Raw genomic sequence first — 23672 nt, forward strand, 5'->3', positions numbered from 1 at the left:
TTTATTTTTTTTGGTTGAAGGAGTTACTCGATATGACAATTTCAGCGGCACTGGTTAAAGAACTGCGTGAGCGGACTGGTGCGGGAATGATGGAATGTAAAAAAGCCTTAACGGAAAACAATGGTGATATTGAAGTTGCCATTGAGGCAATGCGTAAAGCAGGGCAGGCTAAGGCGGATAAAAAAGCGGGACGTGTTGCTGCTGAAGGCTTAGTCGTTATTAAGCAAGATGCACAAAATGCCATCATTCTTGAAGTCAACTGTGAAACTGATTTTGTATCAAAAGGCGATGAGTTCAAGGCGTTTTGCGAAAGTATTGCTAGCAGTGCATTAGTCAGCAAACCAGCTGATTTAGATGCGTTAGCTGCCACAAAGTTGGATGATGGTAAAACCGTTGATGAAAGACGGCGCGAGTTGGTTGTAAAGATTGGCGAAAATATGACTATTCGTCGTTTTACCCTCATTCCTGTTAGTGGCGTGATTGGTGCTTATTTACATGGCACACGCATTGGTGTGTTAGTGGATATGCGGGGTGGTGATGTTGACTTAGCACGTGATATTGCAATGCACATTGCGGCAAGTCGTCCTGTTTGTGTCTCTTCTGAACAGGTTGCTCCTGAATTAATTGCGAAAGAAAAAGAAATTTTCATCGTACAAGCACAAGAAAGTGGTAAACCTGCTGATATTATTGAAAAAATGGTTGGCGGTCGTGTGCAAAAATTCTTAAAGGAAATCACGTTATTAGGACAGCCTTTCGTGAAGGACCCTGACCAAACAGTTGAAAAATTGTTAGGGGCTAAGAAAGCAACTGTCGCAAGTTTTGTCCGTTTTGAAGTTGGCGAAGGTATTGAGAAGAAAGTCGAAAACTTTGCTGATGAAGTCATGCAACAAGTGAAAGCGGTTAGTAATTAATACGCGCTTGTCACCTCTTTATAACTGTCATCCGTTATATGTGTTTGATGCGGGTGACAGATATTCACCTTTCTTGATCAAGATAATCGGTATTTTTCCAAATGTCTGAATTGACTTCTGCTTATCGCCGTGTCCTCTTAAAACTCAGTGGTGAAGCTTTAATGGGGAATATTGGCTATGGGATTGACCCGCAAATTATTGCGCGGTTAGCCTTAGAAATCCGTGATATTGTGCAATTACAAGTACAAGTTGGTTTAGTCATTGGTGGCGGAAATATTTTTCGGGGTGCGGGTTTGACCGCGAATGGTATCGACCGCGTGTCGGCTGACCACATGGGCATGTTGGCAACGGTGATTAATGCGCTTGCTATGCAGGATGCGTTGTTAAAAGTCGATGTACATACACGAGTGATGTCAGCTATTCGTATTGATGCGGTGTGTGAGGACTATACACGTCGGCGGGCGATTAGCCATTTAGAAAAAGGGCGGGTGGTTATTTTTGCCGCAGGCACAGGCAATCCTTTTTTTACGACTGATTCAGCCGCGAGTTTACGTGCGATAGAAATTAATGCTGATTTGATGGTTAAAGCAACCAAGGTTGATGGGGTTTATGCCGCCGACCCGAAGAAAAACCCTAATGCGACACGCTTTACCCGTTTAACTTATAATGAAGTGCTAGCCAACCAGTTAGGTGTGATGGATACCACTGCGGTTGTTTTGTGTCGTGATCATAAAATGCCTTTACGTGTGCTGGACATGGGGCAACCTGGTGCGTTATTACGTGCAGTAACAGGTGCTGATGAAGGTACATTGATTTATAGCGAGGAATAATCCAAATGAGTGAAATGCTACAAATGATAAAGTCCGATGCAGAAGAGCGGATGCAAAAAAGCATCGAAGCACTCAAAGCCGAATTTATTAAAATCCGTACAGGTCGCGCGCATACCAGTTTATTGGATCACGTGATAGTTCCTTATTATGGAAACGCGACCCCTATTACGCAGGTTGCTAATATTACAGTGTTAGATAATCGTACCTTAGGTGTTACACCTTGGGAAAAGAATATGTTATCTACGGTGGAAAAAGCCATTCGGGATTCCGATTTGGGGTTAAATCCAACCAATTTGGGGACGGTGTTGCGTGTCCCATTACCTCCCATGACAGAAGAACGGCGACGGGATTTAGTAAAGATTGTACGCCATGAAGCTGAAAATGCACGAGTTGCTGTACGTAATATTCGCCGTGATGCTATTCAAGAATTAAAGAGCTTGAAGAAAGAAGGTTCTTTGTCAGAAGATGATGAAAGACGTGGCGAAGAGAGTATGCAGAAATTAACGGACAAGTATATTGCAGTTTTGGATAAACAATTGACGGATAAAGAAACCGAGTTAATGGAAGTTTAATGCTGTGGTGGCGGATGTAATATCGCCTCTTCTGCGAATCGCATCAACAACGCACAAAACTTATGACAAAACTTGCTCAAGTGCCACGGCATGTGGCGATTATTATGGACGGTAATGGACGTTGGGCAAAAAAACGTTTATTACCACGAATTGCAGGACATCGTGCAGGTGTCGAAACTGTTAGAAAAATTGTGCGTTGTTGCACAGAACAAGGGGTTGATGTCTTAACCTTGTTTGCGTTTAGTAGTGAGAATTGGCGCAGACCTGAACAGGAAGTCAGTTTGCTGATGGAGCTGTTTATGTTTGCCTTACAAAACGAAGTTAAAAAACTCCATACCAATAATATTCGTTTGCGCATTATCGGTGAACGTACTGCTTTCCCTGACAAGTTACAGACGCTGATTCGTACAGCAGAAGAGCAAACTCAACATAATACGGGTTTGGTCTTAGTTATTGCTGCGAATTATGGCGGGCGTTGGGATATTACCCAAGCGAGCCGTCAATTAGCGCATCAGGTTGAACAAGGCTTATTAACGCCTCAAGAAATTAATGAAACCTTGCTGACAGCGCGTTTGTCTTTTGCCGATTTACCTGAGCCTGATTTGTTTATTCGCACAGGTGGTGAGCAACGGATTAGTAATTTTTTGCTCTGGCAATTGGCTTATACCGAGTTGTATTTTACGGATGCTTTATGGCCTGATTTTGATGCCAACGCTTTTCAACAAGCCTTAAACTCATTTGCAACTCGTCAACGTCGATTCGGACGCACAGGCGATCAGGTTGAAAAAGATGCTCAAGCAAAGAATTCTAACCGCTAGTCTGTTAATTCCCTTATTGGTTATTTGTGTTTTATATTTTTCCACACCATTTTTTGCCTTAATACTTGGTTTATTTGTGTTATTAGGGGCTTGGGAGTGGGCAGGTTTAAGCGGTTGGACAAATCCACATCACAAGGGCATTTATACGGGATTATTTGCAGTATTGATGGGGCTGGTTTACTTCGGTTTACAAGCACAAACAATCATGCTGGGTTGGTTTGTGAGTGTTGCGAGTGTTGGCTGGTTAATTGCGCTGTGGTGGGTTTGGCAATATCAGCAAGGACAAGATTATTTGCCTATGCAACGTCAAGTTAAAACGGCACTGGGGATTTGGATACTATTACCTGCTTGGTGTGCGTTATGGATGTTACATGCGGGACGGGGTGGACGTTGGGTATTGTTCTTATTAGTGCTGATTTGGGCAGCAGATACAGGGGCGTATTTTGCGGGACGGCAATGGGGAAAAACTAAGCTAGCGGATAAGGTCAGTCCAGGAAAAACATGGGCGGGTGTTTGGGGCGCATTGGTCTTGAGTTTAAGCGTTACGCTGATTTTTGGCAGTTTATTAGAAAATTTAACCGTATCTGCAATAATTTTATTGTTATTGATTGCCTTACTCACTGTTATTGCCTCTATTTTAGGTGATTTACTTGAAAGCCTGTTCAAGCGTAAAGCAGGGGTTAAAGACAGCGGGCAATTATTACCGGGACATGGTGGTGTATTAGACAGGATTGATAGCTTAACTGCGGCTGCGCCAATTTTTGTAATGAGTCTCTTCATTGTGGGGAGTTTATAATGGCAGGTGTTTGTATTTTAGGGGCAACAGGCACAATCGGCTTAAACACCCTTGACGTTATTAGTCAACATCCTGATAAATACCAAGTTATTGCGATTACTGCAAATCAAAGCGTAGAACGGTTACTGCAACTATGTATTAAATGGTCACCACGTTACGCTGTTATGGTTGATGCTAATGCAGCAGAACAATTAGTTACCCATCTAAACGCCTTAAATTCTACGGTTGAGGTATTAAGTGGCGTAGAAGGGTTGGTCACTGTAGCCCAATTGCCTGATGTGCAGATGGTGATGGCGGCAATTGTGGGGGGAGCGGGTTTATTACCGACTTTAGCGGCGGCACAAGCAGGCAAACGGGTATTATTGGCTAATAAAGAAGCCTTAGTGATGTCTGGTCATTTATTCATGCAGGCAGTGCGCGATACAAAGGCCGAGTTGTTACCCATTGATAGCGAACACAATGCTATTTTCCAATGTATGCCCGCACATTTTCAGCAAGTTGGACAGTTAGACCGCTTAGGGGTGCGTAAAATTCTCCTCACCGCATCAGGCGGACCTTTTCGTAAAACACCTTTAGAACAATTAGACCGTGTTACGCCCGAACAAGCCTGTTTACATCCTAATTGGAAAATGGGGCGCAAAATTTCGGTAGATTCAGCAACTATGATGAATAAAGGCTTAGAAGTCATTGAAGCCTGCTGGTTATTTAATACTACAACTGAATCTATAGATGTTGTTTTACATCCCCAAAGTGTTATTCATTCTCTGGTTGCTTATATTGATGGCTCAGTATTGGCACAATTGGGCAATCCCGACATGCGCACACCCATTGCCCATGCGCTTGCTTATCCAGAACGAATCACCTCAGGTGTTGAACCACTGAATTTAATTGATGTTGCACGGTTAGATTTTGAACCCATCGTTGATGGACAATTTCCTTGTTTGCAACTTGCCTATGAGGCCATGCGCATAGGTGAAACGGCAACTACCGTGTTAAATGCCGCCAATGAAATTGCAGTTCAAGCATTTTTAGACCATCGCATTCAATTTACAATGATTCCGAAATTGATTGAAAATACGTTAGCAAATATAACCATCAGAAAAGTTAAGACGCTAGCAGACGTGTTAGCTGCCGACACGCAAGCCCGTGTATGGGCAACTGAATGGTTGGATAAGTTGCAGTAAACCCTATCAGCCCTCATACTTCGTGTCATTACTTTGATAATTGGATAGATGATATGTGGTTACTCCAAACCCTGTTGGCGTTTATCGTTGTAATTGGTGTGCTAGTCACCGTACACGAATTTGGGCATTATTGGGTTGCCAAACGCTTAGGCGTGAAAATTCTACGTTTCTCGATTGGTTTTGGGAATATTTTATGGTCGCGCCGTCTTGGACAAGACCAAACTGAATTTGCAATTGCAGCCATCCCACTGGGTGGTTATGTCAAAATGTTAGACGAGGCAGAAGGTGAAGTGCCGACTGCTGAAGTGCATCGAGCATTTAATCGTCAACCACTATGGGTGCGCTCGGCGATTGTTTTTGCAGGGCCCCTATTTAATTTTTTGTTTGCCATTTTTGCTTATACCATTATTTATCAATTTGGTATTACCGACATAAAAGCCATTGTTGGTGAGGTCGCCCCCAACAGCATTGCCGCTCGAGCAGGATTACAAGCGGGTTATCAGATTACAGCGGTAAATGGCAAACCCACAGCCCATTGGCAAACCGTATTGCAAGCAACCTTGCCCGCCATGTTAGACCAAGAAGACAGTATTTATACCGTGCAAACAGAAGGTATGCACGAACGGCAGTTGACAGTTGCAAGTAGTGAAATTTCGTTAGATGAAATAGCGGAAGGACAATTTTTTGAACGGCTGGGGGTTGTACCTTTTCGCATTATTCCCCCTGCGCAGGCGGGTAAAATCGTGGCGGATGGTGCAGCAGAACGTGCTGGACTACAAGAGAATGATAAAATTTTGTCGCAGGACGGGCAAAAAGTAACGGATTGGTTAGCTTGGGCAAAATATGTTACAGCTCATCCCAATCAGCCCATCATGACAGAAATAGAACGTGATGGAGAACGTCAAACCTTAACATTGACCCCTGATAATATTAATGGTGTTGGACGAATGGGGGTTTACGCGCCAGAAGTCGTTATTCCTGAAGAATATTTAACAACTGAATACTATGGTTTGTTTGAATCCGTATGGAAAGGACTGGTTAAAACCAAGGATGTTACTATCCTCTCTTTGCGATTACTGGGTAAAATGCTGTTCTTGGAAGTCTCGCCATCACATATCAGTGGTCCTATCAGCATTGCACAATATGCAGGTTTATCGGCCAATAATGGTATTATCACCTTTTTAGCTTTTTTGGGGATGGTTAGTATTAGCCTAGGGGTTATTAACCTACTGCCTATTCCGACGCTAGATGGCGGACATTTATTGTTTTATCTTTTAGAATGGTTTAAAGGCAGTCCTGTCAGTGAAGGAACGCAATTTTTCTTTTATCGCATAGGGATGAGCTTCCTTGTTGGTTTAATGGGGCTTGCGATTTTTAATGATTTAGGACGGCTGTTTGGCTAATAGATTGAGAATAAAATGGCAGATTAAATCTGCTTGTTGATTATCAAGATCACGTCATTAGATAATGGTGCAAAACCTTCACTAGTGACTTAACGCCGATTATACGGATAAACACTTCACAACCCACCGCCGATTGAATGAACATTCGACTTCTTATTACGCAATTTAAACGCCTTCGATTTCCCCTCTACATGGGGGTTCTCCTCTCTGGTTACGGATTATCCGCATGGGCTTTTGAGCCTTTTACTGTAACAGACATTCGGCTAGAAGGACTTACCCGCACCACATCTGGCACGGTATTCAACTATCTCCCCATTCAAATAGGCGAGCGGGTTGATTCACAAAAGACCAATAATGCTATCACCGCACTATTTAAAACGGGTTTATTCAATGATGTACGACTGGCGCGCGACGGAAATATATTGGTCGTTAAATTGGAAGAGCGTCCTGCGATTTCCCAAATCAATATTGAAGGTAACAGCAGTATTGAAACTAAAGATTTAAAAAGTGCCTTAAAGTCTATTAACTTTGCCGAAGGTCGGGTATTTGATAAAGCAACGCTTGAACGGGTTAAATTAGAATTGCAACGTCAATATTTCAGTCTAGGCAAATATGCGGTACAAATTGACACCACTGTTACCCCGCTTGACGACAGTCGCGTTGCGATTGATTTAAAAATTTCTGAAGGGGTTGTTGCGAAGATTAAACAAATTAATCTGATTGGCAATAAGACTTTTCCTGATAAAACCTTGCTTGATCAGATGCAATTAGGCACAACAGGCTGGTTATCTTTCTTTACCAGTAATGACCAATATTCACGGCAAAAACTCTCCGCAGATTTAGAATCCTTACGCGCTTACTACCTTGACCGTGGCTATATCAACTTTAATATCGACTCAACCCAAATATCAATCACACCTGATAAAAAAGACGTTTATATCACCGTGAGCCTGAGTGAAGGTGAGCAATATACTGTATCCTCAATAAAATTAGTGGGAAACTTGATTGTGCCACAAGAAGAACTCATGGCAAAAATGTTGGTTAAATCAGGTGGCGTTTTCTCACGTAAAGAAATTACCAGCAGTACGGAAGCGATTACTGAACGGATTGGGGATGAAGGCTATGCTTTCGCAACGATTAATACCGTTCCTGACATAAACAAAGAGAATAAAACCGTTGCACTCAATTTCTTTGTTGACCCCGGACGACGGGTATATGTGCGGCGAATTAACTTTCAAGGCAACACGAAAACTCGTGATGAGGTATTACGGCGCGAAATGCGACAAATGGAAGGCGGTTACATTTCCACCCGTGCCGTCAAACGCTCCCAAACACGTTTAGAATTACTCAACTACTTTGACAGCGTCAACGTAGAAACACCATTAGTTCCAAATACCAATGACTTAGTTGACATCAACTATACCGTACAAGAAAAATCTTCAGGGTCACTGATGGCAGGGGTAGGCTTCTCTCAAACCCAAGGGATTTTACTTAATGCCAGTATTTCACAAGACAACTTTTTAGGCTCTGGTCGACATGTCAGTGCGGCGGTAAATAATAGCCAAGTCAGTACAGTATATAGTTTTTCCTACCTCAATCCTTACGCAGATGTTGACGGTGTTAGTCGTGGTTTTGGATTATTCTACCGCACAACTGATGCAGAAGAGGCCAACTTAAGCCGTTATACCACTGATGTTTATGGTGCGAACTTAACTTATGGTATTCCAATTACCGAGTTTAATAGCATTCGGTTAGGTTTAGATTTTGATAACACAACCCTGAAAACCACAGAATCTAGTGCAACAGAAGTCTTTGACTTTATAGAAAAAAATGGCGATACTTACGACTCCTATCGTTTAACAGCAAGCTGGGCGCGAGATACCCGTAACCGTGCAGTGTTTGCAGATAGTGGCATGTATCAATCTGTCGGTGCAGAGATATCCATTCCCTTTAGCGATTTAAACTACTACAAACTCAACTACCGCCAACAGTGGTTATATCCGCTGATAAAGAATTATGTTTTCTCAACCAAGGCTGAGGTTGCTTATGGTAACGGATACGGCGATAATGATGAGTTACCATTTTTTGAAAACTATACTGCGGGTGGTCCCCGTACTGTACGTGGTTATAAGGAAAATACATTAGGTCCTTTAGATTCTAATGACAGACCGCTGGGGGGAAACTTAAAAGTGGTGGGTAATGCAGAACTCTTTTTACCCGTTCCTTTTGCAGAAGACCTCCGCTCCTTACGTGTATCTGCATTTATGGATGTTGGTAATGTTTATGGTCAAAATGAAAATTTTGATGTATCTACATTACGCGCATCAACAGGACTTGGTGCAATTTGGATTTCACCCATAGGCATTCTAACATTTAGCTTAGCCTATCCAATAAATGATAAAGAAGGCGATCAAACCCAAGCGTTTCAGTTCTCAATTGGTACTAATTTTTAACATTGACAAGTCATTGTATGGAGTTTCCCTTGAAAAAGTTTTATCTTATCACTGGTTTATTATGCAGTCTTATATCTTCGTCCGCTTTTGCTGAACTAAAAATTGGTTTTGTAAACGCTGTGCGCGTCATGGAATCCGCCCCACAAGTCGCTGATGCGAACAAACGCCTAGAAGCAGAATTTGCGACACGGCAGAAAAAGTTGCAAGGCTCACAACAAGAACTACGCCGTTTAGAAGATCGCTTAGCCAAAGATGGTGCAATTATGAGCGAAGCTGAAAACCGTGACTTACAACGTGATATTGCTGCCAAACGTCGGGATTTACGCCGCGAACAAGACGAATTCCGTGAAGACTATAATATTCGTCGTAGTGAAGAATTAGACAAACTGCAAAAAAGAATTGTAGAAGTTGTTCAAACCATTGCGCGTGAAGAAGCCTATGATTTTATCCTCAGTGATGGGGTGGTGTGGGCAAGTGGAAAAGTTGATATTACCGAAAAAGTTTTAGGTAATCTGAAGAAAAAATAATTTCTAAAAACTCACCTTTGCTGAGAATATGTCCGTTTCCATAAGTCTTGCTGAACTAGCAACAACGATTGGAGCAGAACTACATGGTGCAGAGTCGTCAACCGTAGTGAGTGGGATAAACTCTCTTGTACGGGCGACTTCGCAAGAAGTGAGTTTTTTCTCTAATCGTCGTTACCGTGCTGAGCTACTTAAAACACAAGCAGCTGCAGTCATTATTACGGCTAAAGATCATACTGACTGTCCTGTACCTGTATTGCTAATGAATAATCCATATTTGGGTTATGCACTAGCTGCAACGCTATTCAATCCACCGCCAGTTAAACCCGTCGGGATTCACCCAACAGCTTGGGTAAGCCCACAGGCTACCTTGGGTAAAAACGGATATATTGGTGCACATGCCGTTATTGAAGCCAATGCCATCCTTGGTGATAACGTTTTTATTGGTGCGCATTGCGTGGTTGGTGAAGGCGTACACGTTGGTGCTGATACGCAACTGATTGCACAAGTAACACTTTGTACAGGCACTCAGCTTGGAAAGCGTGTTGTTATCCAACCGGGAGCCGTTATTGGTGCGGATGGTTTTGGTTTGGCTAACCACCAAGGGGAATGGATTAAAGTCCCTCAACTGGGGGGGGTGGTTGTTGGTGATGATGTAGAAATTGGTGCAAACACCACCATAGATAAAGGCGCGTTAGAAGATACCATTATTGAACGTGGTGTAAAACTCGATAACCAAATTCAAATTGCACACAATGTTCATATTGGTGAACACACTGCGATTGCAGGTTGTGTAGGAATTGCAGGTAGCACTCGAATTGGGCGTTATTGCATGATTGCGGGCGGCGTGGGCATTGTTGGACATATAGAAATTGTTGATCATGTTCATGTTACAGGTGGCTCTATCATTCTACAATCTATCCTCGCACCGGGCGTTTACTCGTCGGGCACACCGCTAGAGCTAAATCATCAATGGCATCGAAACTATCATCGTTTTAAACAACTTGATGAAATGGCAAAACGTCTAACCTCTTTAGAAAAAACGCTGAAATGATAAAACAACATAATTGTGGTTACACTAACCGCACAATACCTGCACATCCATTTTTATCCTGCCCAACAGGAGCCATGTTATGACAGTTAATACACTGAATGGCATGGATATTCATCAGATTTTACAACACTTACCACATCGCTATCCATTTCTCCTCATTGATAGAGTGTTAGATTATCAATTGGGGGAATACCTGACAGCAATTAAAAATGTTTCCTATAACGAACCCTACTTTTTGGGACATTTTCCCCATCGTCCCGTTATGCCGGGTGTATTGATTTTAGAGGCAATGGCACAAGCAACGGGTGTGCTTGCGTTTAAAACCAGTGATGCAAAACCAGATAATCAATCACTTTACTATTTGGTGGGCATTGACAAAGCACGCTTTAAACAACCTGTTGAACCGGGTGACCAATTGCTGATAGAAGTTAAAGTAACCAGAATTATTCGGGGGGTCTGGAAATATGCCGCAACATCAACTGTTGACGGTAAATTGGTTTCCAGTGCCGATCTCATGTGCATGAAAAGTGACATACCAAGTTGATAGACCCACGCGCTTACATAGACCCTAAGGCTGAACTGGACAGTAGTGTTCATGTTGGTGCTTTTTCATACATTGGTGCAGGCGTGCGCATTGATGCGGGTACGCAAATAGAACCCCATGTTGTGATCAAAGGACCTACTTTTATTGGGCGCAACAACCACATTCACCAATTCGCTTCACTGGGTGATGCTCCCCAAGATAAAAAGTATCGTGGGACAGATACCCGTTTAGAAATAGGTAATGACAATGTTATCCGTGAATACTGCACCATGCACCGAGGCACAGAGGACGACGAAGGACTGACTTCTATTGGTGATGACAACTGGATTATGGCCTATACCCACTTCGCCCATGATTCACGGGTGGGTAACCATACCATTTTTGCTAATGGCTCATCACTTGCGGGACACGTTACAGTTGCCGACTATGTGATTTTAGGCGGGTTTAGTCTGGTACACCAATTCTGTAAACTGGGCATACACAGTTTTTCAGGGGCGGGAACCGTTATTTTTAAAGATGTTCCCCCTTTCGTCACTGTTTGGGGAAATACAGCTAAAGCCTATGGCATCAATAAAGAAGGCTTGAAACGACGCAATTTTAGTGCGGAAACTATTCGCCATATTCATGAAGCCTACAAAATTATTTATCGGCAAAACCTGACATTGACTGAAGCGATTGAAGCCTTAAAATTGAAAGTGACTGACTGCGCTGAAATCAATTTGCTAATTGATTTTCTTGGTAAAACAACACGCGGAATTGTGCGTTAATCAAGCTGTATTTTCTACTAACACTTCAATCCCCCATAAAAAAACCTGTCAGTGGGCTGCATCACTGACAGGTTTTTTTATAAAAAGACGGCGCAATACATCGCGTAGGTAAAACTTAGGCTTGTTGTGCTTGTTGGCTTAAGCTCAGAATATGACCATTTAAACGGCTTTTATGACGAGCTGCTTTATTCTTATGAATTAAGCCTTTATGTGCCATATTATCGATGACAGGCACTGCAATTGCGTAGGCGGCTTTTGCTGCTTCAACATTACCTGTTGCTAATGCTTTGACAACATTTTTAATAGAGGTACGTAAACGGGTACGTTGTCCCGCATTTAATTGACGATGTGTTTCGGATTGACGAACACGTTTCTTTGCTTGTGCTGAATTAGCCAACGTTGAACTCCCTGAATAATGACCAAGTTGAAACTTAAACGTATAAGTATGTAGTAAATTAAATAATTTATCAAGATATGTTTTTTACTTTTCAAAACAATCGGACTAAACAAACAGCATTTATTATAAAAGCACTACTGAAAGACAATCATGGACAACACCGCTTCACACGGTGGTATCCATATCATCTGTTAGCACGACTCACCCATAGTTGACGGATTATGCACAAGGATGCACCAACAGCCCCCCGCGCCCGTTCGCCACAATTTCCTCATCCGCTACTTTAAAATGTTCCATTGCAATTGTGTGATAACGGCTAAAGTAATCCTTTAGCTCAGTTTCAATTGAACGGTCATATTCAGGGCGTACAACATGCGTTCCTCCCTGAACAAACTTAATAACTTTACCCTGTTTAACAATTAACTCCCCATTTTTAAAGACGAAATCAGGTTGCGCAAACATCTTTTCCTTATCAGAATGTTCCGTGTAAACGGTAATATCTGCCATCGCGCCTACACCTAAATGCCCTCGGTCATGCAAACCTAATACCTTCGCCGCGCCTGCACGTGTCATAATGGCAATTTCGTACAAACTGTATTCACGGGTGATACTACCCAAGGTACTCATAGCCGCAGCAGTAGGGTTAATCGTCGCTAACATATCATTACGAAAACTTTTATCCATTAGTAACTTAACTAAATGCGGATAACTGGTAAACGGCGCGCCGTTAGGATGGTCTGTGGTTAAAAAAATCCGCCATGGGTCATCAACCAATAAAAAGGTTTCCAAACCTATGGCCCATTGCAACGCATTAACAAAGTTTTTATCCCGATAACGGAATGGAACAACGCCACAGCCTGCATCACATTCAATATCCATCACTACCCATTTTTTCGGATTCGCATGACGATGATTATGGTACTGCATCATCGTATCCCCTGAAGCCGTAACGGTTTGCCCAAACATGATTTGTCCAACATCCACACTAATATTGTGATGCTGATTGATTGCCTCTGCAATACGTGCCGCGCCTGAAGAAAAACGATGGTCTCCCTCAGTGCCATAACTGTGGAATTGGATATGCGTTAAATGAACAGGCAAGCCTTCCATGCCCTGAATCGTATCTATCGTAGTATCAATATTACCCGGTACGCCTAAATTGCTTCCATGTACATGGAGCGGATGCGGTACACCCAGTTGTTGCACGGCGGTTGCGAGGCTGTGCAAAACTTGGCGTGGCGTTATAGGATAATGACAATTTTGCTCATCAAGTTCTAAACGGCGTTGATTGAATTTAAATGCGCTAATCCCGCCCGCATTGACTACCTTAATTCCAATACATTGGCTGGCTTCCAATATCCATGCGACATAATCATTAATCTTGCGCTGGTCTGCCCCGCTAGACAATAAACGCAGAAAATAATCATCATTGCCTAACATCGCATAACCGCCCTTATCAATCATAGGCGTATCCAACATTTCTAAATGCGCTTGACGGGCGTTAACAGGCAATAAAGCAGGTTCAAATACAGCGGTATAACCCATTTCCGCATAACGGATGCCTGTTTCACGAGTTGTAGGTGCAAGCATCTGATGCCACTCACCTTCTAACTGAAAACTCTCCCTTAAATAATCACGGGATTCGGGCAACAGTTGGCGCGCGATATTGACCTTACCGCCCCCAATATGGCTGTGAATATCAATAGCACCCGCCATCACAACTTTATGTTGCATATCATAATGCTGGTCAATTCTCGTATCCGCCAGCGGTTTAGCGACAATACGCCCATCTTGAATATAAATATCTTCAACCACTCCATTTTTTTGCTGAGTGGGATCATAAATTTTGCAATTGCTGAGTTTAGTAAGCATCGTTGTTTTTATCTGCCTTTGGTGGGTAAAACACGTAAGTCTGTGCATTTACTACACATCCCTACTTCATCATTATTTTTAATATCAAAAGGTAATAATATTATCTTTTTTATGACAAGCAAGAAGAAAATTAGTTTTTCTTATAGATTAAGATGGATAACCTTATTCACAACACTCAAATTATGAATTGTTTTTAAGGCATCACCAAATATGCTATTCCAAATTTCCAAGAGATAACGACGAATAATTTATTTTACGCTATCGTTATTTAGATAAAAATAATAAATAACAGTATCATACACAGATTATTTAAGAATACAAAAGCAGACAAATGGCTAACCATAACAACCACCTTATAGTGGTGTAAAATACAAGTAAATATTTACACTATTTACTAATCGGTAATCATCATGTCCACATCCTCCACACCTACCCAACAAACCGAACACCTACAAGGCAGTATTGAACGTGTCACCTTTCACAGCTCAGAAACAGGTTTCTGTGTACTACGGGTTAAAGTACGTGGACAACGTGATTTAGTCACCGTTATCGGTAGCGCGCCCAATGTTGCCAGCGGAGAATATATTGAAGCACAAGGACAATGGACAATAGACCGCACCCACGGACTACAATTTAAAACCCAACAACTGCGCACTGTTCCCCCCACCACCCGCGAAGGCATCGAAAAATACCTAGGTTCGGGCATGATAAAAGGCATCGGAGAACACTTTGCCAAAAAACTCGTTGCTGCTTTCGGTGAACAAGTTTTCGACGTGATTGAAAACCATCCCGAACGGCTTTTAGAACTCACAGGTATTGGCAAAAAACGCCATGACCAAGTCGTTAAAGCATGGGCAGAACAAAAAGTTGTCCGCGACATCATGGTTTTTTTACAATCGCACGGGGTCGGTACAGCCCGCGCGGTACGCATTTATAAAACCTATGGCGATGATGCCATTGCAAAAGTCCTAGAAAATCCCTACCAACTCGCCTTAGATATACACGGTATTGGCTTTAAAAGTGCCGACACCATCGCCCAACATTTAGGCATTCCAAAAGATTCACTGATACGCGCCCGTGCAGGCGTGCGCCATGTTTTACAAGAACTCTCAAGCGAAGGACATTGTGCCAGCTATTACACCACCCTATTAACCCAAGCAGAACAACTGCTCGACATTCCAGAATCCATTTTAAGCCAAGCCATCCAAGCAGAGCTTGAAGAAAATCAACTTATTACAGAAAAAATTAACGGCGAATCCTGTTTATTCCTCCCCGCGCTCTACCGTGCTGAACAAGGCACAGCCAACCACTTAAAACGCCTAATGCAAGGCATCTGCACATGGCAAGGCATAGAAGCCGACAAAGCCATTACATGGGTAGAAGAAAAAAACAGTCTGCAACTCTCCGCCTCACAAAAACAAGCGATTCAACTCGCACTAATCAGCAAAGTCCTCATTATTACAGGCGGGCCGGGAGTCGGTAAAACCACACTGGTGAATAGCATATTAAAAATCATCAGTGCAAAAAATTTACGCATCACCCTCTGCGCCCCCACAGGACGCGCCGCTAAACGCTTAAGCGAATCCACCCAGCGCGAAGCTGTTACCATCCACCGCCTACTTGCCTTTGACCCCCAAACAGGTAATTTTCGCCACAATAGCGATAATCCATTACCGACGGATTTACTCGTTATCGACGAAGCCTCAATGGTTGACATTATACTTATGAATCAAGTTTTAAGAGCGATTCCAGACCCTGCGGGCGTGCTTATCGTTGGCGATGTTGACCAACTCCCCTCCGTCGGGCCGGGAACAGTGTTAGCCGACATCATCAATTCCCACACCGTACCCGTCGTGCGTTTAACCGAAATTTTCCGCCAAGCTGCAACCTCACAAATCATTCTCAATGCCCACCGTGTCAATAAAGGCATCATGCCAAAATTGCCTGAAAAGCCCAACACCAAAGCGGATAAACCCCAAACCAACAACTATAAAATACAAGAAACATCAAATATTTATAAAGCCACTTCTGTAGAATCACCGCTCCAAGACTTTTACCTGATAACTGCTGAAACACCCGAAGAAATCAGCGCGAAACTCCTACACGTCGTCACAGAACGCATTCCCCGCCGTTTTCACTACGACCCAATTCGAGAAATACAAGTTTTAACCCCCATGCAACGCGGTGGCTTAGGGGCGCGCAGTTTAAATATAGAATTACAACAACGCCTAAACCCAACCAACACCCCCAGAATTGAACGCTTTGGCTGGACATTCGCCCCCCAAGATAAAATCATACAAACCGTTAATAATTATGAAAAAGAAGTATTTAACGGCGATATAGGCACAATTCAAGAAATAGACGAAGTCGCGGGCGAAGCCGCTATTTTATTTGATGGTCGGCTAGTCATTTATAGCCTTGATGAACTGGATGAAATTTCTTTAGCCTACGCAACCAGCGTGCATAAATCGCAAGGCTCGGAATATCCCTGCGTCGTGATACCCATCGCCATGCAACACTTTATGTTATTGGAAAGAAACTTAATTTACACTGCCATCACGCGCGCAAAATCGCTCGTTGTCCTCATCGGACAAGTGCAAGCCCTTGCTATGGCAGTAAAAGGGCAGAAAGCGGAGAAACGGTTGACGAATTTAATCAGTCGCTTGAGTTAGAAAAAAAGCAATCGCTGAAGTGATTGCACACCTAAAAGGCTTTTATCTGAATCAAGATTCATAGGATTTTTAGGATTTTAAAAAAAAAGTTAGTTTTTCGTTTAAGGGGTTTTAAATCCTGTTAATCCTGATTCAGACAAAAGAATTTAGATTAACGACTAAAAATGCGTAAAATAATCATACTTTTCTAAAAAATGTAGGGTGGAATAGCGAAGCGTATTCCACCATACGATTTATAATCTGTTTTTGCCCAGTTTTTGCAGAATTTCAAGGTGGAATACGCTTCGCTATTCTACCCTACAACATTCAAGCTGTTGTCTTTTTAAAAGAAACTCGCCATACTCGCGTTAAGGATAGATTTTTCATGCGCAAAAAACTTTATGATTTACTTGAACAAAGTTTTGAAATACCTGAGATAAACGAAATTATTTTTTCAATGGGTATTCAGTTAGATAGAACCTTTAATAACCGTACCGAATTAATCATTGCGTTAATCACATACTGTGAACATCGTGAGATGCTCAAGTTATTAGAACAAGAAATCTTTGAAAGAAGACCAAACTTAAAGGGGAATTCAATGGATAAAAAAGAACCCGTCCAACCCGTCAAACCGCAAAAATCCGAAACTACTCGTGATGAAAAACTTGCAAATATTTACATTAAAATCTTTGCTATCAGTGCGTTTGTTGCCATTGTGATTTATCTGATTTTGCCGAGTTCTACGCTGATAGAAGGCACAATTAACGGTTTAAAAATCAATACGACAGGTGGTGTTGCAGGGTTTTTATTATGTTTTTTTGCATTAGTATTTTTTTACCAAAAACATGCCATACAAGAAAAATCAGCAATTACAGGTAACGTTTTTGACGAAGAAAACAGCCCCATCACAGGCGCAACGGTTTTTGTCGATGGCATAGACCGCAAAAAAACAACCGACGAGACAGGCTGGTTTACGTTAGAAGTAGAACAACGAGCAGAATGGACAGTTCGGGCTAGTAAAGAAAGTTATCTATCAGCTTCTACAACAATTAAAACAACGGATATACCTGTTACTTTAGTTTTAAAAAACAGACATTAATAAAATGTATAAAAGCTTATAGGGTGCGTTATGATGTAAAAAAACATTTAACGCACCCTATATTTTTTTGAGAGGTGGGATTCAATGCGTAAAGACAACAAAGAACTTTATAAGTTATTAGAAAAACATTTTGATATAGATGATATAAGAAAACTTGTTTTTTTAATGGATATTCAACTGGATAAAAAAATTGATAGCCATAGTGAATTAATTATCGAATTAATTCAATTTTGCAAAAAACATCGTAAAACTAAAGAGTTAATCAAGGAGATTCAAGAGGCAAGACCTAACTTGCAACTAGACATAGGCATTTTTGCTTTTGAAAATATTGAAGAAGTCACAGGCTTTTTTGCACGTGTTAAACAACTAGTACAACAACGTGAGCCTAATAGTGATATTGAATATATATCAAAGTCCTTTCCACATCTTTGTGTAACTAACTCAGAATTTGATACAACAGCATTTTACGGCATTATTGATGGCTCAGTATCCATTGAATACATTGATAATTTTATAAAATATATTGTAGAACCAAATAGTGAGTTTTATCGCCAATGCGACTATTTAATTTATAAAGGAGAAAAAGCCAGCCATGAATTAGAAGGAGTTGCATGGAAGAGGCGCGTAAAACTGCAAAGCTTGCCAGAATTGCAAAATTTATTAGATTTTAGCGGATATGTTAAAAAACAAACTATTGACCTTAGCCAAGATAATCGTTACCCCCCCTCCCTGTACGTCACTCAACAACTGACGACTTTCCCCCAAAAAGAACTTTTTAAGGACGCACTGGCACAAGTACAAGCATGGTTAGATGAACCGCGACGAATGTTTATTTTAATTCTGGGCGAGTTTGGTACAGGAAAAACTTTTTTAATGCATGAACTTGTGCGCTTAATGGGAAAGGAAAACATAGGCAATAAACAAGTTGCAACGCCCATCTTGTTACAAATGCGAGAGTTACACAAAACCTTAAAAGGAAATTACCAAGTTGAACGCTTGGTGTCTCATCAAATCTTGCAAGAAAAGATTGATTTTAACCCTGAAAAATTCCGTAGTATGGTGCATAACGGGCGCGTTATTGTGTTTTTTGATGGATATGACGAATTAGATATGCGCGTAACGGCTGAACGCGCAACCGAATATTTTGAGGTGCTATTAGAAACCATCAAAGGCGGGGAATTTGCCAAGATTGTTGTTACAGCCCGCACACAACATTTTATTTCTGATAATGAGATTGCTCAGTTTTTATTACAAAAAGCGGAAACCGTTGGACATACCCGCTGTGCTATTTTGCAACCCTTCAATGAGGAACAAATCAAAGACTTTTTATACAAACGGTTTAACGAAAATCAGACCTTAGCCGATGAACGCTTTAATCATATTCAAAAAATAAAAGATTTAATGGGTTTATCGCACAATCCACGTATGTTGGGCTTTATTGCCGATTTAGACACCAGTGATTTAGATAACGCCCGCGATGAAAAAGGCGAAATCACTTCAGCGATTTTATATGAAGTGTTATTAAATAAATGGTTAAAAGGGGAACAACACCGTGCTGATACGGGGGAAAAAGAGCAGATAACGCTTGCTGACCGTCAGCGGGCAGTGGCGTGGTTAGCCATACATTTATGGCAAACAGGACAGCATAAAATTCATTATGACGACCTCCGCGATAAGGTAGAAGCGGAGTGTTTACACTTTATTGAACGCTTAAAAGATTATCGAATTGCTGCGCATCATTTAGGTTCAGGGACGTTATTAGTCCGTGATGAACAGGGTTATTATAGTTTTATTCATCAATCGATTATGGAGTGGTTAATTGCGCAATCGGTTGCAATGGGGCAAAAGGCTTGGCATAGCTGTGAACATGCAGTTTTAGGCAGTCGGGAAATGACTTTTTTAATGGCAGATTTCTTTATCACGCTGTCAGGTAAATCGCAGGCGGTGCAATGGGCGCGAGAAACCTTACAACAACATACAGAAAGCCAAGATAAAACCCTGTATAAAAACGCGCTAAAAATTTTATTACAAGCGAAAGAAACTGATTTACAGGGTTATCAATTTCAAAATTGGACAACAGAATTACAACGCATGGATTTTTCAGGCTGTAACTTGAGCAATACGGACTTTACAAATAGCGATTTAACTGCCTGTCAATTTCGTGGTGCGATTTTACACAATGCGAATTTCACCCGCGCCATGCTCAAAAACGCCAATTTCACCAAAGCTGACTTAAGCAACGCCAATTTTACCGATGCAATATGCGACGAAGTCAGCCTGTTAGGCGCGACGGTGCATCAGGTCAATTTCTCCGCCCGCTCATGGCGACGAGCAAAACTGCTATTGATTAACCTGCCAGAATTACCCCCTTTAAATTCTTCCTTTGGTGTTGCGCTACCCGCGTCTAATCCCGATGAACTAAACCCCGAACCCATGTTCGCAATCGGTGATACATATCAATCTGTTTGCTTTAGTCCTGATGACTCCCTCATTGCTGTTGCTGTTAATAATGTGATTCAAATCTGGGCGGCAGACAGTGGGCAGTGTCTGCGCATCCTTGAAGGACATAAAGAAGCTGTAAATAGTGTGGCGTGGCGAGGAGACGGTACGCAGGTGCTCAGTGGCTCGGATGACAACAGCGTGCGGGTGTGGGACGTGGGCAGTGGGCAGTGTCTGCGCATCCTTGCGGGGCATGAAAGTGTTGTAACGAGTGTAGCGTGGCGAGGAGACGGTGCGCAGGTGCTCAGTGGCTCGGATGACAAAAGCGTGCGGGTGTGGGACGTGGGCAGTGGGCAGTGTCTGCGCATCCTTGAAGGGCATGAAAGTGTTGTAACGAGTGTAGCGTGGCGAGGAGACGGAGCGCAGGTGCTCAGTGGCTCTTGGGACAAAAGCGTGCGGGTGTGGGACGTGGGCAGTGGGCAGTGTCTGCGCATCCTTGCGGGGCATACGGATAGAGTATGGAGTGTGGCGTGGCGAGGAGACGGTGCGCAGGTGCTCAGTGGCTCTTGGGACAAAAGCGTGCGGGTGTGGGACGTGGGCAGTGGGCAGTGTCTGCGCATCCTTGCGGGGCATGAAAATGTTGTAACGAGTGTGGCGTGGCGAGGAGACGGTGCGCAGGTGCTCAGTGGCTCTTGGGACAAAAGCGTGCGGGTGTGGGACGTGGGCAGTGGGCAGTGTCTGCGCATCCTTGAAGGACATAAAGAAGCTGTAAATAGTGTGGCGTGGAGAGGAGACGGTGCGCAGGTGCTCAGTGGCTCGTCTGACAAAAGCGTGCGGGCGTGGGACGTGGGCAGTGGGCAGTGTCTGCGCATTCTTGCGGGGCATGAAGGATATGTAGATAGTGTGGCGTGGCGAGGAGACGGTGCGCAGGTGCTCAGTGGCTCTTGGGACAACAGCGTGCGGGTGTGGGACGTGGGACGTGGGCAGTGTCTGCGCATCCTTGCGGGGCATACGGATAGTGTATGGAGTGTGGCGTGGCGAGGAGACGGAGCGCAGGTGCTCAGTGGCTCTTGGGACAAAAGCGTGCGGGTGTGGGACGTGGGCAGTGGGCAGTGTCTGCGCATCCTTGCGGGGCATGAGAATTGGGTAACGAGTGTGGCGTGGCGAGGAGACGGTGCGCAGGTGCTCAGTGGCTCGGAAGACAAGAGCGTGCGGGTGTGGGACGTGGGCAATGGGCAGTGTCTGCGCATCCTTGCGGGGCATACGGATGGTGTATGGAGTGTGGCGTGGCGAGGAGACGGAGCGCAGGTGCTCAGTGGCTCGTCTGACAACAGCGTGCGGGTGTGGGACGTGGGCAGTGGGCAGTGTCTGCGCATCCTTGCGGGGCATACGGATGGTGTATGGAGTGTAGCGTGGCGAGGAGACGGAGCGCAGGTGCTCAGTGGCTCGTCTGACAAAAGCGTGCGGGTGTGGGACGTGGGCAGTGGGCAGTGTCTGCGCATCCTTGCGGGGCATACGGATAGAGTATGGAGTGTGGCGTGGCGAGGAGACGGTGCGCAGGTGCTCAGTGGCTCGTCTGACGACAGCGTGCGGGTGTGGGACGTGGGCAGTGGGCAGTGTCTGCGCATCCTTGCGGGGCATGAAAGCGGTGTAACAAGTGCCGCGTGGCGTAATGATGATAAGCACATTATCAGCAGTTCACACGATGGCACGATTCGCTTGTGGGATGCAGAAACAGGGGAATGTTTAGCGGTGTTTATTGGTTTGCCTGATGGCTGGGTGAGTTATTCACCGAAAACAGGGCGGTATAATTATGACGGCAACGTACAGGGGTTAGTTTGGCATGTAGTCGGCTTGTGTCGTTTTGAAATTGGCGAGTTAGACGAGTTCATGCCTGAGTTGCGACTTAAAGCGGGGGAAACATTGTTCTAAAGCATAAATCTACTAAGTCTTAAAGACCTAGTAGTTTGTGTGTCATCAGCACCTTGCGAATATAGGTATTGTATTGTAGAATCCGCATTCCTGAATTTTAGTTAGTCAGCCGGCATAGCTCAGTTGGTAGAGCAACTGATTCGTAATCAGTAGGTCGGAGGTTCGATTCCTCTTGCCGGCACCAGTGCTAGCACTGCTTTTGTCATCCAATCCATTTTTACATCAAAAATTCTTCTTTAAATCCATTCCGCTGTATAACGACGCGACTTGTTCTTCATAGCCGTTAAACATTAACGTATCTCGTTTGAAAAAATCACCAATGCGTCGTTCACGTGCTTGACTCCAACGCGGATGCGGAACGTTTGGATTAACATTGGAGTAAAACCCGTATTCACTGGGTGCAGAACGTTCCCATGTACTTACGGGTTGGGTTTCTAGTAAGTTGATTTTTACAATGGATTTAATGCTTTTAAACCCATATTTCCACGGCACAACGAGACGTAATGGCGCGCCGTTTTGATTGGGTAGCATACGCCCGTATAATCCCACGCTTAACATGGTTAGGGGGTGCATTGCTTCATCAATTCGTAATCCTTCTCTATAAGGCCATTGTAGAACACGGCTTTTTTGTCCGAGCATTTCTTCAGGGCGTTGTAGCGTTTCAAATTCGACAAATTTTGCGTTGCCTGTTGGTTCAAAGCGTTTTAGTAAGGCACTGAGGGAAAAACCTATCCATGGAATCACCATAGACCAGCCTTCTACACAGCGTAAACGGTAAATCCGCTCTTCTAATGCAAATCCTTTCAATATATCTTCAATATCAAGATGTCCCGGTTTAGCCACTTCTCCTGTTACTGCAATTGACCAAGGGCGCGTTTTTAATTTGCTTGCGTAGGCCGCTGGGTCTGATTTGTCCATCCCAAACTCGTAAAAGTTGTTATAAGTTGTTGCCGCATCAAAGCTAGTTAAATCTTCCCCTGTAAGACTGAGTGTCTCATTTTTAGTTGCGGTTAAAGCAGGTAATTCTTCTTGTGTGAGTGCTTGGGCGGTGTTGGGGAGAAATAATGTAGAAAGACTCCCCGTTGTTGCAACCGCCATCCCCAAGCCTAGTGTGCTTTGCATAAATTGGCGACGATTTTTATAAATTGTTTCATCGGTGATATCTGATGATTTTATTGCGGTAGTGCGTTTAATAAACATGGTTAAGCCTCTTGTATAACAATGCGTTTACAATGACTATATGGATGGTTATTTGTTTTTAACTATAGGGGTTAAAACAGATATGTTTTATGGCAAATGCGTGTTATCAAAAGCGTTATATAGGTTATTATATAGCGTACATTATGTAATGTGGTGTCATCATTAAATAACTTTATGTTTACTATATACTCTGTAGTTATAGTAGCGAAACTATCATAACCCTTTG

17 protein-coding genes, 1 tRNA gene and 1 pseudogene are annotated in these 23672 nt (G+C 43.2%); 16 read left to right on the top strand and 3 right to left on the bottom strand.

Annotation, left to right across the window (positions count from 1 at the left end):
• The first annotated feature begins 32 nt into the window (after positions 1–32).
• The 12 genes and pseudogenes from tsf to lpxA all read left to right on the top strand — a co-directional run bounded on the left by tsf (position 33) and on the right by lpxA (position 11856).
• A complete protein-coding gene (tsf, locus tag AL038_RS15260) occupies positions 33–911 on the top strand; it encodes a translation elongation factor Ts (protein ID WP_062154246.1) in 879 nt (292 codons plus the stop codon).
• A gap of 101 nt (positions 912–1012) precedes the next feature.
• Positions 1013–1741 (top strand): UMP kinase, encoded by a 729-nt coding sequence (pyrH, locus tag AL038_RS15265; protein ID WP_062154248.1) that lies wholly within the window; start codon positions 1013–1015, stop codon positions 1739–1741.
• 14 nt (positions 1742–1755) lie between these two features.
• Complete coding sequence (gene frr / locus AL038_RS15270) at positions 1756–2313, top strand: ribosome recycling factor (RefSeq protein WP_062155568.1); 558 nt, start codon at positions 1756–1758, stop codon at positions 2311–2313.
• Between the two features lie 47 nt (positions 2314–2360).
• A pseudogene (locus AL038_RS15275) lies at positions 2361–3131 on the top strand (isoprenyl transferase); the annotation flags it as partial.
• On the top strand, positions 3103–3927 hold the full coding sequence (locus AL038_RS15280) for a phosphatidate cytidylyltransferase (RefSeq protein ID WP_062154252.1): 825 nt from the start codon (positions 3103–3105) through the stop codon (positions 3925–3927). The pseudogene AL038_RS15275 and the gene AL038_RS15280, both read left to right, overlap by 29 nt.
• Positions 3927–5111 (top strand): 1-deoxy-D-xylulose-5-phosphate reductoisomerase, encoded by a 1185-nt coding sequence (gene ispC / locus AL038_RS15285; RefSeq protein WP_062154254.1) that lies wholly within the window; start codon positions 3927–3929, stop codon positions 5109–5111. Before AL038_RS15280 ends, ispC begins: the two co-directional genes overlap by 1 nt.
• A gap of 53 nt (positions 5112–5164) precedes the next feature.
• The gene (rseP, locus tag AL038_RS15290) at positions 5165–6514 is read left to right on the top strand and encodes an RIP metalloprotease RseP (RefSeq protein WP_062154255.1); all 1350 of its coding nucleotides are present in this window, start codon (positions 5165–5167) and stop codon (positions 6512–6514) included.
• 137 nt (positions 6515–6651) lie between these two features.
• The gene (bamA, locus tag AL038_RS15295; protein ID WP_062154257.1) at positions 6652–8967 is read left to right on the top strand and encodes an outer membrane protein assembly factor BamA; all 2316 of its coding nucleotides are present in this window, start codon (positions 6652–6654) and stop codon (positions 8965–8967) included.
• A 29-nt stretch (positions 8968–8996) separates the two neighbouring features.
• Positions 8997–9494 carry an OmpH/Skp family outer membrane protein gene (locus AL038_RS15300; protein ID WP_062155570.1) on the top strand — a complete coding sequence of 166 codons (498 nt, stop codon included), beginning with the start codon at positions 8997–8999 and terminating at the stop codon, positions 9492–9494.
• Between the two features lie 28 nt (positions 9495–9522).
• Positions 9523–10545: a UDP-3-O-(3-hydroxymyristoyl)glucosamine N-acyltransferase gene (lpxD, locus tag AL038_RS15305; protein WP_062154259.1), complete on the top strand. Its 1023-nt coding sequence runs from the start codon at positions 9523–9525 to the stop codon at positions 10543–10545.
• Positions 10546–10624: 79 nt separating this feature from the next.
• Positions 10625–11089 carry a 3-hydroxyacyl-ACP dehydratase FabZ gene (fabZ, locus tag AL038_RS15310; protein ID WP_062154261.1) on the top strand — a complete coding sequence of 155 codons (465 nt, stop codon included), beginning with the start codon at positions 10625–10627 and terminating at the stop codon, positions 11087–11089.
• On the top strand, positions 11086–11856 hold the full coding sequence (gene lpxA, locus AL038_RS15315; protein ID WP_062154263.1) for an acyl-ACP--UDP-N-acetylglucosamine O-acyltransferase: 771 nt from the start codon (positions 11086–11088) through the stop codon (positions 11854–11856). The genes fabZ and lpxA overlap by 4 nt, the downstream gene beginning before the upstream one ends.
• A 115-nt stretch (positions 11857–11971) precedes the next feature.
• On the opposite strand, the gene rpsT is transcribed toward lpxA, so the two are convergent.
• Together rpsT and AL038_RS15325 are read right to left on the bottom strand one after the other, a co-directional pair.
• Positions 11972–12253 carry a 30S ribosomal protein S20 gene (rpsT, locus tag AL038_RS15320; RefSeq protein ID WP_062154265.1) on the bottom strand — a complete coding sequence of 94 codons (282 nt, stop codon included), beginning with the start codon at positions 12251–12253 and terminating at the stop codon, positions 11972–11974.
• Between the two features lie 219 nt (positions 12254–12472).
• Positions 12473–14125 carry a formylmethanofuran dehydrogenase subunit A gene (locus AL038_RS15325; protein ID WP_062154268.1) on the bottom strand — a complete coding sequence of 551 codons (1653 nt, stop codon included), beginning with the start codon at positions 14123–14125 and terminating at the stop codon, positions 12473–12475.
• Between the two features lie 410 nt (positions 14126–14535).
• On the opposite strand from AL038_RS15325, the gene recD2 reads away from it, so the two are divergent.
• From recD2 to AL038_RS15345, 4 genes are all read left to right on the top strand, one after another.
• On the top strand, positions 14536–16797 hold the full coding sequence (gene recD2, locus AL038_RS15330; protein WP_062154270.1) for an SF1B family DNA helicase RecD2: 2262 nt from the start codon (positions 14536–14538) through the stop codon (positions 16795–16797).
• A gap of 364 nt (positions 16798–17161) precedes the next feature.
• Entirely contained in the window at positions 17162–17875 is a 714-nt protein-coding gene (locus tag AL038_RS15335) for a carboxypeptidase-like regulatory domain-containing protein (RefSeq protein ID WP_062154273.1), read from the top strand.
• Between the two features lie 84 nt (positions 17876–17959).
• A complete protein-coding gene (locus tag AL038_RS15340; protein WP_062154274.1) occupies positions 17960–22246 on the top strand; it encodes a WD40 domain-containing protein in 4287 nt (1428 codons plus the stop codon).
• 108 nt (positions 22247–22354) lie between these two features.
• A tRNA-Thr gene (locus tag AL038_RS15345) sits at positions 22355–22430 on the top strand.
• Positions 22431–22468: 38 nt separating this feature from the next.
• On the opposite strand, the gene msrP is transcribed toward AL038_RS15345, so the two are convergent.
• Positions 22469–23446 (bottom strand): protein-methionine-sulfoxide reductase catalytic subunit MsrP, encoded by a 978-nt coding sequence (gene msrP, locus AL038_RS15350; RefSeq protein ID WP_062154276.1) that lies wholly within the window; start codon positions 23444–23446, stop codon positions 22469–22471.
• Between the last annotated feature and the right edge of the window lie 226 nt (positions 23447–23672).

Source organism: Beggiatoa leptomitoformis (assembly GCF_001305575.3).
Taxonomy (GTDB): domain Bacteria; phylum Pseudomonadota; class Gammaproteobacteria; order Beggiatoales; family Beggiatoaceae; genus Beggiatoa; species Beggiatoa leptomitoformis.

Excerpts from the sequence above, each read along its gene's own strand:
- tsf (WP_062154246.1), top strand. The coding sequence starts at position 33 with ATGACAATTTCAGCGGCACTGGTTAAAGAACTGCGTGAGCGGACTGGT.
- pyrH (WP_062154248.1), top strand. The coding sequence starts at position 1,013 with ATGTCTGAATTGACTTCTGCTTATCGCCGTGTCCTCTTAAAACTCAGT.
- frr (WP_062155568.1), top strand. The coding sequence starts at position 1,756 with ATGCTACAAATGATAAAGTCCGATGCAGAAGAGCGGATGCAAAAAAGC.
- AL038_RS15280 (WP_062154252.1), top strand. The coding sequence starts at position 3,103 with ATGCTCAAGCAAAGAATTCTAACCGCTAGTCTGTTAATTCCCTTATTG.
- ispC (WP_062154254.1), top strand. The coding sequence starts at position 3,927 with ATGGCAGGTGTTTGTATTTTAGGGGCAACAGGCACAATCGGCTTAAAC.
- rseP (WP_062154255.1), top strand. The coding sequence starts at position 5,165 with ATGTGGTTACTCCAAACCCTGTTGGCGTTTATCGTTGTAATTGGTGTG.
- bamA (WP_062154257.1), top strand. The coding sequence starts at position 6,652 with ATGAACATTCGACTTCTTATTACGCAATTTAAACGCCTTCGATTTCCC.
- lpxD (WP_062154259.1), top strand. The coding sequence starts at position 9,523 with ATGTCCGTTTCCATAAGTCTTGCTGAACTAGCAACAACGATTGGAGCA.
- fabZ (WP_062154261.1), top strand. The coding sequence starts at position 10,625 with ATGACAGTTAATACACTGAATGGCATGGATATTCATCAGATTTTACAA.
- AL038_RS15325 (WP_062154268.1), bottom strand. The coding sequence starts at position 14,125 with ATGCTTACTAAACTCAGCAATTGCAAAATTTATGATCCCACTCAGCAA.
- recD2 (WP_062154270.1), top strand. The coding sequence starts at position 14,536 with ATGTCCACATCCTCCACACCTACCCAACAAACCGAACACCTACAAGGC.
- AL038_RS15335 (WP_062154273.1), top strand. The coding sequence starts at position 17,162 with ATGCGCAAAAAACTTTATGATTTACTTGAACAAAGTTTTGAAATACCT.
- AL038_RS15340 (WP_062154274.1), top strand. The coding sequence starts at position 17,960 with ATGCGTAAAGACAACAAAGAACTTTATAAGTTATTAGAAAAACATTTT.
- msrP (WP_062154276.1), bottom strand. The coding sequence starts at position 23,446 with ATGTTTATTAAACGCACTACCGCAATAAAATCATCAGATATCACCGAT.